The organism is Streptococcus shenyangsis (genome assembly GCF_006385785.1).
GTDB classification, from domain to species: domain Bacteria; phylum Bacillota; class Bacilli; order Lactobacillales; family Streptococcaceae; genus Streptococcus; species Streptococcus shenyangsis.
This window is the reverse complement of the sequence record NZ_VFSH01000004.1, coordinates 35,316-48,723: the sequence shown is the minus strand read 5'-3', so window position 1 is coordinate 48,723 and position 13,408 is coordinate 35,316. Positions and strand designations below refer to the sequence as shown.

Below are 13,408 nucleotides of genomic sequence, written 5' to 3'. Positions count from 1 at the left end.
AGTCACTGTAGGGGAAGACGGAACCGCAACCGTGACAGACCCAACAACTGGCATCAGTCACCAGATTCCAGGAACAGACTTAGTCAACCAAGACTTCACTCCAGTGAAACCAGACGACAAAGTTCCAGCCAAAGACAAAGACCACTTAACTCCAGAAGAGAAAAAACAAGTGGAAGACAAGGTCAAAGCGAAGAACCCAGATAAGACAGTCACTGTAGGGGAAGACGGAACCGCAACCGTGACAGACCCAACAACTGGCATCAGTCACCAGATTCCAGGAACAGACTTAGTCAACCAAGACTTCACTCCAGTGAAACCAGACGACAAAGTTCCAGCCAAAGACAAAGACCACTTAACTAAAGAAGAGCAAAAACAAGTGGAAGACAAAGTCAAAGCGAAGAACCCAGATAAGACAGTCACTGTAGGAGAAGACGGAACAACAACCGTGACAGACCCAACAACAGGAATCAGTCACCAAATTCCAGGAACAGACTTAGTGAACCAAGACTTTGGTGTAAACGGTATTCCAGAAGTAACTCCAAGTCAACCAGCCTACACAGATCCAGTAGGAACAAGCAGTACGGATGGCGAGGGCAATGTCATTACGCCACCAACTGTAGATATTCCAGCCTACACAGATCCAGTAGGAACAAGCAGTACGGACGGAGAAGGAAACGTCATTACACCACCAACTGTAGATATTCCAGCCTACACAGATCCAGTGGGCACAAGCAGTACGGATGGCGAAGGCAATGTCATTACTCCACCAACTGTAGATATTCCAGCCTACACAGATCCAGTAGGCACAAGCAGTACGGATGGAGAAGGTAATATCATTACGCCACCGACTGTCGAAGTTCCAGCCTATACAGATCCAGTAGGCACAAGCAGTACGGATGGCGAGGGCAATGTCATTACGCCACCAACTGTAGATATTCCAGCCTATACAGGCAGTGTCAACGGCATTCCAGAAGTTACCCCAGCTAAACGAGACTATGAAGGTAGTGTAAATAGTATTCCAGAAGAAATGCCAGCTCAGCCAGATAAGGACGGCAGTGCTAATGAAATGTCAGAGGGAACGCCAATATCTGAAACTACAATAAATAAAGATCGACAACTTCCGAATACAGGGACAGAGAAATCAAACACGTCACTTATTGTAGCTCTTTTAGCAGCTATGACTGGCGGACTTCTCATTTCACGAAAACGGAAGGAAGAAGAGTAGTGACTTGTAGACTATGAGGTCAATAACAAGTGATTTGTATAAAATCAATAAAATGAGTTGATATACAAGTAACTGTGTTAAAATCAGAAAGCAACGTGTTTAGCGTTGCTTTTTGATTGGCTCTTTGTCAACTGTAGTGTGTTGAAGAAAAGTAATACTCAATGAAAATCAAAGAGAAAACTAGGAAGCTAGCCGCAGGTTGCTCAAAACACTGTTTTGAGGCTGTAGATAAGACTGACGAAGTCAGTAACATATATACGGCAAGGTGAAGCTGAAGTAGTTTGAATAGTATAAGATAGTTTGGATTATCCAATGCATGGAGTTGAATATGAAGGCAAAATAGTCGATTGATGTTTAGAGAGAATGCCGATTATTTCTTGCATTTTATATCGAGGTGTGATATATTTTATATAACGAAGTGCGATATATTGAACTGGATAGGAGGTGGCTATAAATGAAATTAACAGATAAGATTAGGCGGGTTTACCTTCCCATGACTGAAACGGGTTTTTATATTCTATTCTGTCTGCAAAAGGAGAGCCATGGCTATGGTATTACGCAAAAGGTCAAGGAGATGACAGATTCGCAAGTCTTGATTAGTCCAGGAACTATGTATGGAACCTTGTCAAAGATGGAAAAGGATGGTTTGATTTCCTTTGTCCGCGAAGAGGAAAAGCGGAAAATCTATCAGATTACAGACTTGGGACGAAAGGTCTTAGATATTGAATTGAAACGTATTGAACGGCTCTATAGAAACAGTCGGGAGGAAGGATAATAGAAAAGAAAATTGTTTATCGAATTTTTACAATTGCGGATTATGATAGAGAGGCTTTATATCTTAGAAAAATGCATGCTGAGGGCTGGAAACTTAGAAAAGTAAGCTATTCTATCTTACTGTTTGCAGTTAAGTATACCTTTGAAAAGTGTCACTCTGAGCAAGTGTCTTATCAGTTGGATTTTTACCCAATGGAAAAATCAGAGAGAACCTCCTATTTACAACTATTTAAAGATTGTGGCTGGGAGCATATTACAGACTTTAATAGTTTTTCCTATTTTAGAAAAGCACATTCTGAAATTGAATCGAATGCCGAGTTTGAAATTTATAATGACGCTGCTGGGAAGTTAGCTATGGTTAATCGCATTTTAAGACTGCGATTAGTACCTGTTTTACTTTTGCTAGCCATACATATACCATTCTTACTTAAATTGCTCAATAGAAGTAATGCGTATGGTCTATGGAGTTTACTTGCAGTCGGGCTAGATATTTTCTTATCTTTGATCCTTTTGTTAATAGTTTCTTATATTAGCTGGAAGTTATGGCATAAAAAGAAGGAATTATCAGATTTATGCTAGGGTAGGTATGTTCAAAATTGGAGGGAAAGTCATGATAAATAAAAAGCAATTTAAGATTTTTACGATTCTTGATTTGGACAAGGAAGAAGAGTATTTGCATGAGATGCATTTGAAAGGTTGGAGATATAGAACGAGTCGTTTTGGTTTGTTCTATTTTGATCAATGTCAACCAGACGATGTCATCTACTGTATCTATGATTCTAGATTTCTTAAAAAATATAAGCATGAACTGCAAGATTTTAGAAATAGAGATTGGGAATTGATAGAAACAGGTTTTTGTTCGATTCTTCGTAAATCGTCTTCTAATTTACTTCCAGAGGATCAAGTTTATATGAGTAAGGGGCTCAGATGGGAAGTTATGCGATCTAGACTTCGTTCCTGTACAGCTACTTTCTTAGGTGGTTTGGTTGTTTGTATAAGTTTATTTAAAGAAGAACTTTCTATGTCTTTCTTTATTATTTTTGTTTTATATGCTCTTATGATTTCTTATCTAATCTATGGTTTTTTTAGACTTAAAAGGGCATACCGAGTAGATAAACAGTAAGGTTCTAGGTCTTTAGACTGATTTTTAGCACTCTTGATAAAAGAGTGCTAATTTTTTGAGTTTTTATCTTGACATTCTCTTTTAAGGGTGTATAATAGAATCATAAGTTAGCACTTGAGGGTATCGAGTGCTAATCGATCAGACAGAGAGGAGTGATGAGATGGTTACAGAGCGTCAGCAGGATATTCTAAATCTCATTATTGACATCTTTACCAAAACGCACGAACCTGTCGGATCCAAAGCCTTGCAAGAGTCTATTAACTCTAGCAGTGCAACCATTCGTAATGACATGGCGGCTCTAGAAAAGCAAGGTTTGCTTGAAAAGGCTCATACTTCAAGTGGTAGGATGCCAAGTGTTGCTGGTTTTCAGTACTATGTAAAACACTCACTGGATTTTGACCGACTGGCTGAAAATGAGGTTTATGAGATTGTTAAAGCCTTTGATCAGGAATTCTTCAAATTAGAGGATATTCTGCAAGAGGCAGCTAATCTACTAACAGACCTGAGTGGCTGTACGGTAGTAGCACTGGATGTTGAGCCGAGCAGGCAACGTTTGACAGCCTTTGATATCGTTGTTTTGGGGCAACATACAGCCTTGGCAGTATTCACCCTAGACGAGTCTCGAACGGTTACCAGTCAGTTTCTTATTCCAAGGAACTTCTTGCAGGAGGATTTGCTGAAACTGAAGAGCATCATTCAGGAACGTTTCCTCGGCCACACCGTTCTAGATATTCACTACAAGATTCGGACGGAGATTCCGCAGATTATCCAGCGTTACTTTACAACAACGGATAATGTGATCGATCTCTTTGAACATATCTTTAAGGAAATGTTCAACGAAAACATTGTGGTGGCAGGCAAGGTTAATCTCTTGAATTTTGCTAATCTAGCAGCCTATCAGTTCTTTGACCAACCGCAAAAGGTGGCTCTGGAGATTCGTGAGGGGCTTCATGAGGATCAGATGCAAAATGTCCGAGTTGCGGACAGTCAAGAGTCCTGTCTAGCAGACCTAGCGGTGATTAGTAGCAAGTTCCTCATTCCTTATCGAGGAGTTGGAATTCTAGCCATTATCGGTCCAGTCAATCTGGATTACCAACAGCTAATCAACCAAGTCAATGTGGTCAACCGTGTTTTGACCATGAAGTTGACAGATTTTTACCGCTACCTTAGCAGTAATCATTACGAAGTACATTAAGATTGAAATCATTAAAGGAGGCGAAAATGGCCCAAGATATAAAAAATGAAGAAGTAGAAGAAGTTCAAGAAGAGGAAGTTGTGGAAACGGTAGAAGAAGCAACTCCTGAGAAGTCTGAGTTGGACTTGGCAAATGAACGTGCGGATGAGTTCGAAAACAAATACCTTCGTGCTCATGCAGAAATGCAAAATATCCAACGCCGTGCCAATGAAGAGCGTCAAAACTTGCAACGTTATCGTAGCCAAGACTTGGCAAAAGCGATTCTCCCTTCTTTGGACAACCTTGAGCGTGCACTCGCAGTTGAAGGTTTGACAGACGACGTTAAAAAAGGATTGGAGATGGTGCAAGAAAGCTTGATTCACGCTTTGAAAGAAGAAGGAATCGAAGAAATCGCAGCTGACGGAGAATTTGACCATAACTACCATATGGCCATCCAAACCCTCCCAGCAGACGATGAACACCCAGCAGATACCATCGCCCAAGTCTTCCAAAAAGGCTACAAACTCCATGACCGCATCCTACGCCCGGCAATGGTGGTGGTGTATAATTAGAAGTTTTATATGTCGAAACAATATAGTAGGAAGATGAGAATGAAAAAGATAGCGGCTACAAATTGGGCTATTGGAATTGTCGTTTTCTTTCTGGTAGTAGGGATATTTTTTGCTTATCCTATTTCGGAAGGAGCAAAAGTTTCTTATTTTGGAACGCAACCAGTAATTTGGTTGCAAAAAGTATTAGAACTTATATTGCAACCGATTTTAATTGGTCAATTGTTATTATTAATTACAGAGGATATGTCAGTAAATAAGAAAGACTGATTTGGTTTTGTCCGAAACGACAATAAACTATGAAAGAAAGATAAGAAGCAAGCCGAAGGCTTGCAAGGAAGATATTGCCCGCCGTGGTGAAAGTTTCAGTAGCTTTGGCTACTGAAACAGGGGATTTTTGAGACAATAGGCTCAAAAATAAGTGATGAAATCCCGTAGGGAGTTGCTCACGTCCCCACCACTTAAGGGAAATATCAAAAAAATCAAAATTCGAATTAAAATTTAAGGAGAAAACACATGTCTAAAATTATCGGTATTGACTTAGGTACAACAAACTCAGCAGTAGCAGTTCTTGAAGGAACTGAAAGTAAAATCATCGCAAACCCAGAAGGAAACCGCACAACTCCATCTGTAGTCTCATTCAAAAACGGAGAAATCATCGTTGGTGATGCTGCAAAACGTCAAGCAGTTACAAACCCAGATACAGTAATCTCTATCAAATCTAAGATGGGAACTTCTGAAAAAGTTTCTGCTAACGGAAAAGAATACACTCCACAAGAAATTTCAGCTATGATTCTTCAATACTTGAAAGGTTATGCTGAGGACTACCTTGGCGAAAAAGTAACGAAAGCAGTTATCACAGTTCCAGCTTACTTCAACGACGCTCAACGTCAAGCAACAAAAGACGCTGGTAAAATTGCTGGTCTTGAAGTAGAACGTATTGTCAACGAACCAACTGCAGCCGCTCTTGCTTACGGTTTGGACAAGACTGACAAAGAAGAAAAAATCTTGGTATTTGACCTTGGTGGTGGTACATTCGACGTCTCTATCCTTGAATTGGGTGACGGTGTCTTCGATGTATTGTCAACTGCAGGGGACAACAAACTTGGTGGTGATGACTTTGACCAAAAAATCATTGACCACTTGGTAGCAGAATTCAAGAAAGAAAACGGTATTGACTTGTCTACTGACAAGATGGCAATGCAACGTTTGAAAGATGCAGCTGAAAAAGCGAAGAAAGACCTTTCTGGTGTAACTTCAACACAAATCAGCTTGCCATTTATCACTGCTGGTGAGGCTGGACCTCTTCACTTGGAAATGACCTTGACTCGTGCGAAATTTGACGATTTGACTCGTGACCTTGTAGAACGTACAAAAGTTCCAGTTCGTCAAGCCCTTTCTGATGCAGGTTTGAGCTTGTCAGAAATCGACGAAGTTATCCTTGTTGGTGGTTCAACTCGTATCCCAGCTGTTGTAGAAGCTGTTAAGGCTGAAACTGGTAAAGAACCAAACAAATCAGTAAACCCTGACGAAGTTGTTGCTATGGGTGCTGCGATTCAAGGTGGTGTGATTACTGGTGATGTTAAAGACGTTGTTCTTCTTGACGTAACACCATTGTCACTTGGTATCGAAACAATGGGTGGAGTATTTACAAAACTCATTGACCGTAACACAACAATTCCAACATCTAAATCACAAGTCTTCTCAACAGCAGCAGACAACCAACCAGCCGTTGATATCCATGTTCTTCAAGGTGAACGTCCAATGGCAGCAGATAACAAGACTCTTGGACGCTTCCAATTGACAGATATCCCAGCTGCACCTCGTGGAATTCCTCAAATCGAAGTAACATTTGATATCGACAAGAACGGTATCGTGTCTGTTAAGGCCAAAGACCTTGGAACTCAAAAAGAACAAACTATTGTCATCCAATCTAACTCAGGTTTGACAGACGAAGAAATCGACCGCATGATGAAAGATGCAGAAGCAAACGCTGAAGCAGATAAAAAACGTAAAGAAGAAGTAGACCTTCGTAACGAAGTAGACCAAGCAATCTTTGCGACTGAAAAGACAATTAAAGAAACTGAAGGCAAAGGCTTCGATGCAGAACGTGACGCTGCCCAAGCTGCCCTTGATGACCTTAAGAAAGCTCAAGAAGATAACAACTTGGACGATATGAAAGCAAAACTTGAAGCATTGAACGAAAAAGCTCAAGGACTTGCTGTTAAACTCTACGAACAAGCCGCAGCAGCGCAACAAGCTCAAGCAGGAGCAGAAGGCGCACAAGCCACAGGAAACGCAGGCGATGACGTCGTAGACGGAGAGTTTACTGAGAAATAAGATGCAAAGCCCGTTAAAACCTCACAGTGAAAATAGGAAATCTGACGCAGAAACTTTAGTTTCTAGGAAGATTTGTCTTTTTCACCAAGAGGTTAGGGAGTGCTCGATTTAGCATTACTAGTTTGATTTTTAAAACTCGAACGTCGTAATGATAGGAAGAAATCCAGAGGTTGCAACCCAGCCTCTGTTTTTCGATAAAATAGAGGATGTTGCGTATGAAAAAAGTACTTTGTATCATTTATCCTAATTTTTCTCTTTATGAGATAACCACTTTAACGAGTACTTTAGCTCTGTCTTTTGATATCACGATTGATTATGTAGCTTCTGAGAATTCGATGGTGGTCTCTGAGGATGGTTTGCCCTGTCAACCGACGAAAACATTGGATCAGATCCGCATAGAAGATTATTCTTGTGTGATTTTGCCAGGAATGGTAAATATAGGTTCTACTCTACAAGATGAGAAATTGATCTCGTTTTTGAGAAGTCTTAATGAGCAGGATATCCTAATTGCAGCCATTTCTTCAGCGCCTCTTTTATTGGCGAAAGCAGGCTTGTTGAACGACACGAAATTTACAGGTGGAATTTGGCAAAACTTCTTTGATTATTTTGAATTTCTTCCACGTGAGAATTTCCAACCGAAAGTTCTTGTCCAAGATAAACAAATCATTACGGCTATTGGTTTTGCACATCAAGAGTTTGCAAGAAAAGTGATTTTCGGTTTAGGGTTGGCAGAGAATACGGACAACTATTTTAAAGAACAGAACGAGTATGCTGAAGAGGATTTGATATTTACTCTATCAGATGAAGAGTTTAATCAAGTAAAGCAGAGTATAGAAAACAGCCTCTAAAGATTTACATGAAAATTATAGAAAGGAATAAGGGTGTTCAGGGAATTGAACTCACACTCTGAGCTTTCTTACTCAATATAAAAGAAAGGAATTGAACCCGACCTAGATTGAGGTTTTATTCCGCAATATTAACAGAAAGGAATAAGGGTGTTCGAGTAACTGAACACGGGCTACGGACTGTGCCAAAAAGATAGTTTTTCTAGGACGCAAGCGTCCGTCGTCAAAACTCCTTTTTTGGCTGTGTCCGGCTGACGCCCTTTGTATCTTGAATTATGAACAATACTGAATTTTATGATCGTCTGGGGGTGTCAAAAAACGCTTCGGCAGACGAGATCAAAAAGGCTTATCGTAAGCTTTCCAAAAAATATCACCCAGATATCAATAAGGAGCCTGGTGCTGAGGAAAAGTACAAGGAAGTTCAAGAAGCCTATGAGACTTTGAGTGACGACCAAAAACGTGCTGCCTATGATCAATATGGTGCTGCAGGAGCTAACGGTGGCTTTGGTGGTGCTGGTGGTTTCGGCGGTTTCAACGGAGCAGGTGGCTTCGGTGGTTTTGAGGACATCTTCTCAAGTTTCTTCGGCGGAGGAGGTGCTTCGCGTAATCCAAACGCTCCTCGTCAGGGGGATGACCTCCAATACCGTGTGAATTTGACTTTTGAAGAAGCTATTTTTGGAGCTGAAAAAGAAGTTAAATACAACCGTGAAGCAAGCTGTCGTACATGTAATGGCTCTGGTGCTAAGCCAGGAACAAGTCCAGTCACTTGTGGACGCTGTCATGGTGCTGGTGTCATTAACGTTGATACACAAACTCCTCTTGGTATGATGCGTCGTCAAGTAACCTGTGATGTCTGTCATGGTCGTGGAAAAGAAATTAAAGATCCATGTACAACATGTCACGGAACAGGTCATGAAAAACAAGCCCATAGTGTACATGTAAAAATCCCTGCTGGTGTGGAAACTGGTCAACAAATTCGCTTAGCTGGTCAGGGTGAAGCAGGATTTAACGGTGGACCATACGGTGACTTGTACGTGGTGGTTTCTGTGGAAGCCAGCGACAAGTTTGAACGTGAAGGAACGACTATCTTCTACAATCTCAACCTCAATTTTGTTCAAGCAGCTCTTGGTGACACAGTTGATATCCCAACTGTTCATGGTGATGTTGAATTGGTTATCCCAGAGGGAACTCAGACTGGAAAGAAATTCCGCCTACGTGGCAAGGGAGCTCCTAGCCTTCGTGGTGGTGCAGTTGGTGACCAATACGTTACTGTTAATGTCGTAACACCGACAGGCTTGAACGACCGCCAAAAAGCAGCTTTGAAAGAATTCGCAGCTGCTGGTGATTTAAAAGTCAATCCAAAGAAAAAGGGCTTCTTTGACCATATTAAAGATGCATTTGAAGGAGAATAAAGCAAAAAGAGCCGTCGGGCTCTTTTTACTTATCTTCAATTTCCTGTGTTTCTTTGATCACAGCTAGTCTAGTCTGGATATCCTTTTCCAAGACCTTAAACTTGTAAGTCAGGTCTTCTTGGTATTCCTTGATGAGTTCTTTTTGCTGGTCGATGATTTGCAGGCTATTTTGGATAATATCCACATCGTCCTTGATAGCTTGAACGCGGTCAGTTGTATTCAAGACTTCATCTGTGATGGTTTGACGATTTTTTGTGACCAGATAACTTCCGGCTGCAGCTCCTGCAAATAGCAGTAGGTTGGATAATTTCATGGCAACTCCTTAGGCGTTTTTGATGGTTTCAGCGACTTGAGCAAGTTTGTCAAAGTCTGGTTCGTGGGCGATAAAATCAATCTTGAGGTCATCGTCCGCACCGTAACGAGGTACAAGGTGAACGTGGGTATGAAAGACGGTTTGACCAGCGATTTCTTCGCAGTTGGCAATGATATTCATGCCAGCAGCCTTGGTAGCTTTCATGACTTTTTGAGCCACTTTTGGCACTTGGGCAAAGAGTTGGCTGGCGCTAGTAGCGTCCATTTCCAAAAGATTACGATAGTGTTCTTTTGGCACGACCAAGGTATGTCCTGGTGTCACTTGAGAGATATCAAGAAAGGCAAGAACCTGCTCATCTTCATATACTTTTGAAGCAGGGATTTCCCCTGCGATGATTTTACAAAAAATGCAATCTGACATAAAATCTACCTCTACTGTATTGAATTTTGATATAATATAGCTACATTATACCAGATTTGGAGAAAATATGTTAGAAATTAAAAATCTGACAGGTGGCTATGTCCATGTCCCTGTCTTGAAAGATGTGTCTTTTACTGTTGAAAGTGGACAGTTGGTTGGTTTGATTGGTCTCAATGGTGCTGGGAAATCAACGACAATCAATGAGATTATCGGTCTGTTGACACCTTATAGTGGTTCCATCAATATCAATGGCTTGACCCTGCAAGAAGATGCGACTAGCTACCGCAAGCAGATTGGTTACATTCCCGAGACACCTAGCCTGTATGAGGAATTGACCCTCAGAGAGCATATCGAAACAGTTGCCATGGCTTATGGTATTGAGCAAAAAGTGGCTTTTGATCGAGTAGAAGCTTTGTTAAAAATGTTCCGTCTGGACCAGAAATTAGACTGGTTTCCAGTTCATTTTTCAAAAGGGATGAAGCAGAAAGTCATGATTATCTGTGCTTTTGTGGTGGATCCGAGTCTCTTTATCGTGGATGAGCCTTTCCTTGGTCTTGATCCGTTGGCTATTGCAGACTTGATTCAGCTTTTGGAAGTGGAAAAGCAAAAGGGTAAGTCTATTCTCATGAGTACTCACGTGCTGGATTCGGCGGAGAAGATGTGTGATGCCTTTGTCATTCTCCATAAGGGAGAGGTGCGTGCCAAGGGGAATCTCCTGCAACTGCGCGAAGCCTTTGATATGCCTGAGGCTAGTTTGAATGATATTTACTTGGCTCTGACCAAAGAGGAGGACCTATGAAAGACTTGTTTTTAAAGAGAAAGCAGGCTTTTCGTAAGGAGTGTCTTGGTTATCTGCGCTATGTTCTCAATGACCACTTTGTCTTATTCCTGCTTGTCCTGTTGGGCTTTCTAGCCTACCAGTACAGTCAACTCTTACAACATTTTCCTGAAAATCATTGGCCTATCCTTTTGTTTGTAGGAATTACGTCTGTTTTACTTTTGCTTTGGGGAGGAATTGCCACCTATATGGAGGCTCCAGACAAGCTCTTTCTCTTAGTTGGAGAAGAGGAAATCAAACTCCATCTTAAGCGTCAAACTGGCATTTCCCTAGTCTTTTGGCTCTTTGTACAGACCCTTTTCTTGCTGTTATTTGCGCCTTTATTTTTAGCAATGGGTTATGGCTTACCAGTTTTTCTGGTCTATGTGCTTTTATTGGGGGTAGGAAAATATTTCCTCTTTCGTCAAAAGGCCAGCAAATTTTTTACTGAAACTGGTCTCAACTGGGACTATGTTATTTCTCAAGAAAGCAAGCGCAAGCAAGTCTTGCTTCGTTTCTTTGCCCTCTTTACGCAGGTAAAGGGAATTTCAAACAGCGTCAAGCGTCGTGCCTATCTGGACTTTATCCTAAAGGCTGTTCAGAAGGTGCCTGGAAAGATTTGGCAAAATCTCTATCTGCGTTCTTATTTGCGAAATGGAGACCTCTTTGCTCTCAGTCTCCGTCTGCTCTTGCTTTCCTTGCTGGCGCAGGTCTTTATTGAGCAAGCTTGGATTGCGACAGCAGTGGTAGTGCTGTTTAACTACCTCTTGCTCTTCCAGTTACTGGCCCTCTATCATGCCTTTGACTACCAGTATTTGACCCAACTCTTTCCACTGGACAAGGGGCAAAAGGAAAAAGGCTTGCAGGCGGTAGTTCGAGGATTAACCAGTTTTGTCTTAGTGGTGGAATTAGTTGTAGGCCTTGTGACCTTCCAAGAAAAACTTGCCCTTCTAGCCTTGCTGGGTGCTGGTTTGGTTTTACTAGTCTTGTACTTACCTTATCAGGTCAAACGTCAGATGCAGGACTAATATTGCTTATATGATATTAAAAAAGAAGTTGAATTCAGTTTGTCTCAACTTCTTTTATTTTCTACAAGATAATGGTTGGTCCGTAGAGACTCAACTTGGTCTTGACTTGGTCAAAGTGGAAGCGGTCATAGGCCCGCCAAGCGGCGCGTGTAGGAGCATCTGGATTGAGGGCGCTGAGTCCCATGAGAAGACTGGAAGTCTGGTAGAATTTTTCCAGTTCAATCAAGACGCGATTATCCACAGTCTCAGCCTTGGCTAGAAAACCAAGAATAGAGTTTAATTGCTCCTGAAAGCGGACGTCGTCAGCTGTTGCCTGTTTGCATGCTTGGTAGGCTTTGTTTAAGTCCGTAATCAAAGTCTGAGCTGTTTTGATTGGGTCTGTCATTTACGTGACCTCCTATATAATTTATATTTTAAGGTAAGGGATTGTGTAAATCTCCTAGTGAGGCACCTATATTATTAGCAACATTGCCAACTATGTTGCCCCAATCAATGATACATTTACCATTATCAAGATTAGCTTTATTATATGAATATCCATTTCTACATAGTACATTATCGCTAATTATATGAAACGGAGAATACCATCCATATGGAATACTACCGCCATTTATATGAGAAAGTTCGATTGATGTTAATTGTTTTGTTTTATTTGACTTGGCCATAATTTTCTCCTTGTTATATTTACGTCAATTGCAATAGAGTATATTTATAGGGTGTTAATCATGGTGGATGTGAATAAATCATATGCAGCCCTCCTTTTTTGATGATTTTTAAAGTTATTGCAAACATAATCTTTCTATAATCATAGTTTATCACTTTTAACTCTTTTTTTTTTATTCAAATCTTTAATTGTCATTGAAATGTCTTGAATTGCGCTGAGTGAATTTTATGATAAAATAGTGGTAAGATTATCATGCTTATTTGAGGAACAAGCTACCTTTCAGGAGCGTTGAAGGCCTGTTTAGGATTGGGTGTGCTTGTGTTAGATTTTTTCTGTTATTCTTTTCTTAGGAGGAGAATCCAATGAAACATATGATTATTCAGACACAGAAAACAGTCTATAAAGTAAACGTCGACGATGTCTACTATATCCAAACACATCCAACTAAAGCCCATACTGTACAGATTGTTACAGAAGAAGCTAGTTTTAATATGGTTCAAAATTTAAGTAATCTTGAGAACCAATATGGGGAAACCTTGATGAGATGTCATCGAAATTGTTTGGTTAATCTTGATAAAGTAAAATCGATTGATTTTCAAGAAAGAATCCTTTTTCTTGGAGAAGAAGGTCAATACGCTGTCAAGTATGCCAGACGTCGCTATAGAGAAATTCGTCAAAAATGGTTGAAAGAAGGAGAGTAAGAA

17 protein-coding genes are annotated in these 13,408 nt (G+C 40.7%); 13 read left to right on the top strand and 4 right to left on the bottom strand.

The window, feature by feature from the left end; translation table 11 throughout:
• The 10 genes from FJR77_RS10210 to dnaJ all read left to right on the top strand — a co-directional run.
• The coding region (locus FJR77_RS10210) for an LPXTG cell wall anchor domain-containing protein (RefSeq protein WP_216629100.1) at window positions 1-1,225 on the top strand (1,225 nt) is incomplete at its 5' end.
• Between the two features lie 454 nt (window positions 1,226-1,679).
• A complete protein-coding gene (locus FJR77_RS04210; RefSeq protein ID WP_061759560.1) occupies window positions 1,680-2,000 on the top strand; it encodes a PadR family transcriptional regulator in 321 nt (106 codons plus the stop codon).
• Window positions 2,000-2,578: a DUF2812 domain-containing protein gene (locus tag FJR77_RS04205; protein WP_140833388.1), complete on the top strand. Its 579-nt coding sequence runs from the start codon at window positions 2,000-2,002 to the stop codon at window positions 2,576-2,578. Before FJR77_RS04210 ends, FJR77_RS04205 begins: the two co-directional genes overlap by 1 nt.
• 31 nt (window positions 2,579-2,609) lie before the next feature.
• On the top strand, window positions 2,610-3,122 hold the full coding sequence (locus tag FJR77_RS04200; RefSeq protein ID WP_061759562.1) for a DUF2812 domain-containing protein: 513 nt from the start codon (window positions 2,610-2,612) through the stop codon (window positions 3,120-3,122).
• 160 nt (window positions 3,123-3,282) lie between these two features.
• Entirely contained in the window at window positions 3,283-4,317 is a 1,035-nt protein-coding gene (gene hrcA / locus FJR77_RS04195; protein ID WP_004261010.1) for a heat-inducible transcriptional repressor HrcA, read from the top strand.
• Between the two features lie 26 nt (window positions 4,318-4,343).
• On the top strand, window positions 4,344-4,868 hold the full coding sequence (gene grpE / locus FJR77_RS04190; RefSeq protein ID WP_049538869.1) for a nucleotide exchange factor GrpE: 525 nt from the start codon (window positions 4,344-4,346) through the stop codon (window positions 4,866-4,868).
• 39 nt (window positions 4,869-4,907) lie between these two features.
• Window positions 4,908-5,135, top strand: a complete 228-nt coding sequence (locus tag FJR77_RS04185; protein ID WP_125411465.1) for a hypothetical protein — start codon at window positions 4,908-4,910, stop codon at window positions 5,133-5,135.
• Between the two features lie 246 nt (window positions 5,136-5,381).
• Window positions 5,382-7,205: a molecular chaperone DnaK gene (gene dnaK, locus FJR77_RS04175; protein ID WP_000034661.1), complete on the top strand. Its 1,824-nt coding sequence runs from the start codon at window positions 5,382-5,384 to the stop codon at window positions 7,203-7,205.
• Window positions 7,206-7,420: 215 nt separating this feature from the next.
• On the top strand, window positions 7,421-8,053 hold the full coding sequence (locus FJR77_RS04170; RefSeq protein ID WP_061759563.1) for a DJ-1/PfpI family protein: 633 nt from the start codon (window positions 7,421-7,423) through the stop codon (window positions 8,051-8,053).
• Between the two features lie 272 nt (window positions 8,054-8,325).
• Complete coding sequence (gene dnaJ, locus FJR77_RS04165) at window positions 8,326-9,462, top strand: molecular chaperone DnaJ (RefSeq protein ID WP_001066319.1); 1,137 nt, start codon at window positions 8,326-8,328, stop codon at window positions 9,460-9,462.
• A gap of 25 nt (window positions 9,463-9,487) precedes the next feature.
• Here the strand turns inward: dnaJ and FJR77_RS04160 are convergent, their stop codons facing one another.
• The gene (locus FJR77_RS04160; RefSeq protein ID WP_000777754.1) at window positions 9,488-9,775 is read right to left on the bottom strand and encodes a hypothetical protein; all 288 of its coding nucleotides are present in this window, start codon (window positions 9,773-9,775) and stop codon (window positions 9,488-9,490) included.
• Window positions 9,776-9,784: 9 nt separating this feature from the next.
• Window positions 9,785-10,195, bottom strand: a complete 411-nt coding sequence (locus FJR77_RS04155; protein WP_140833392.1) for an HIT family protein — start codon at window positions 10,193-10,195, stop codon at window positions 9,785-9,787.
• Between the two features lie 67 nt (window positions 10,196-10,262).
• On the opposite strand from FJR77_RS04155, the gene FJR77_RS04150 reads away from it, so the two are divergent.
• Together FJR77_RS04150 and FJR77_RS04145 are read left to right on the top strand one after the other, a co-directional pair.
• Window positions 10,263-10,994 (top strand): ABC transporter ATP-binding protein, encoded by a 732-nt coding sequence (locus tag FJR77_RS04150; RefSeq protein ID WP_140833394.1) that lies wholly within the window; start codon window positions 10,263-10,265, stop codon window positions 10,992-10,994.
• Window positions 10,991-12,040 (top strand): ABC transporter permease, encoded by a 1,050-nt coding sequence (locus FJR77_RS04145; protein ID WP_140833395.1) that lies wholly within the window; start codon window positions 10,991-10,993, stop codon window positions 12,038-12,040. Before FJR77_RS04150 ends, FJR77_RS04145 begins: the two co-directional genes overlap by 4 nt.
• A 61-nt stretch (window positions 12,041-12,101) precedes the next feature.
• On the opposite strand, the gene FJR77_RS04140 is transcribed toward FJR77_RS04145, so the two are convergent.
• Together FJR77_RS04140 and FJR77_RS04135 are read right to left on the bottom strand one after the other, a co-directional pair.
• On the bottom strand, window positions 12,102-12,425 hold the full coding sequence (locus FJR77_RS04140) for a hypothetical protein (protein ID WP_000131863.1): 324 nt from the start codon (window positions 12,423-12,425) through the stop codon (window positions 12,102-12,104).
• Window positions 12,426-12,453: 28 nt separating this feature from the next.
• Window positions 12,454-12,705: a hypothetical protein gene (locus tag FJR77_RS04135; protein WP_001130044.1), complete on the bottom strand. Its 252-nt coding sequence runs from the start codon at window positions 12,703-12,705 to the stop codon at window positions 12,454-12,456.
• Window positions 12,706-13,066: 361 nt separating this feature from the next.
• On the opposite strand from FJR77_RS04135, the gene FJR77_RS04130 reads away from it, so the two are divergent.
• Window positions 13,067-13,405 carry a LytTR family DNA-binding domain-containing protein gene (locus FJR77_RS04130; RefSeq protein WP_000682137.1) on the top strand — a complete coding sequence of 113 codons (339 nt, stop codon included), beginning with the start codon at window positions 13,067-13,069 and terminating at the stop codon, window positions 13,403-13,405.
• The last annotated feature ends 3 nt before the right edge of the window (window positions 13,406-13,408 follow it).

Bases quoted from the DNA above. Each gene is read 5' to 3' on its own strand.
- FJR77_RS04210 (WP_061759560.1), top strand. From the start codon at position 1,680: ATGAAATTAACAGATAAGATTAGGCGGGTTTACCTTCCCATGACTGAA.
- FJR77_RS04200 (WP_061759562.1), top strand. From the start codon at position 2,610: ATGATAAATAAAAAGCAATTTAAGATTTTTACGATTCTTGATTTGGAC.
- hrcA (WP_004261010.1), top strand. From the start codon at position 3,283: ATGGTTACAGAGCGTCAGCAGGATATTCTAAATCTCATTATTGACATC.
- grpE (WP_049538869.1), top strand. From the start codon at position 4,344: ATGGCCCAAGATATAAAAAATGAAGAAGTAGAAGAAGTTCAAGAAGAG.
- FJR77_RS04185 (WP_125411465.1), top strand. From the start codon at position 4,908: ATGAAAAAGATAGCGGCTACAAATTGGGCTATTGGAATTGTCGTTTTC.
- dnaK (WP_000034661.1), top strand. From the start codon at position 5,382: ATGTCTAAAATTATCGGTATTGACTTAGGTACAACAAACTCAGCAGTA.
- FJR77_RS04170 (WP_061759563.1), top strand. From the start codon at position 7,421: ATGAAAAAAGTACTTTGTATCATTTATCCTAATTTTTCTCTTTATGAG.
- dnaJ (WP_001066319.1), top strand. From the start codon at position 8,326: ATGAACAATACTGAATTTTATGATCGTCTGGGGGTGTCAAAAAACGCT.
- FJR77_RS04160 (WP_000777754.1), bottom strand. From the start codon at position 9,775: ATGAAATTATCCAACCTACTGCTATTTGCAGGAGCTGCAGCCGGAAGT.
- FJR77_RS04155 (WP_140833392.1), bottom strand. From the start codon at position 10,195: ATGTCAGATTGCATTTTTTGTAAAATCATCGCAGGGGAAATCCCTGCT.
- FJR77_RS04150 (WP_140833394.1), top strand. From the start codon at position 10,263: ATGTTAGAAATTAAAAATCTGACAGGTGGCTATGTCCATGTCCCTGTC.
- FJR77_RS04145 (WP_140833395.1), top strand. From the start codon at position 10,991: ATGAAAGACTTGTTTTTAAAGAGAAAGCAGGCTTTTCGTAAGGAGTGT.
- FJR77_RS04140 (WP_000131863.1), bottom strand. From the start codon at position 12,425: ATGACAGACCCAATCAAAACAGCTCAGACTTTGATTACGGACTTAAAC.
- FJR77_RS04135 (WP_001130044.1), bottom strand. From the start codon at position 12,705: ATGGCCAAGTCAAATAAAACAAAACAATTAACATCAATCGAACTTTCT.
- FJR77_RS04130 (WP_000682137.1), top strand. From the start codon at position 13,067: ATGAAACATATGATTATTCAGACACAGAAAACAGTCTATAAAGTAAAC.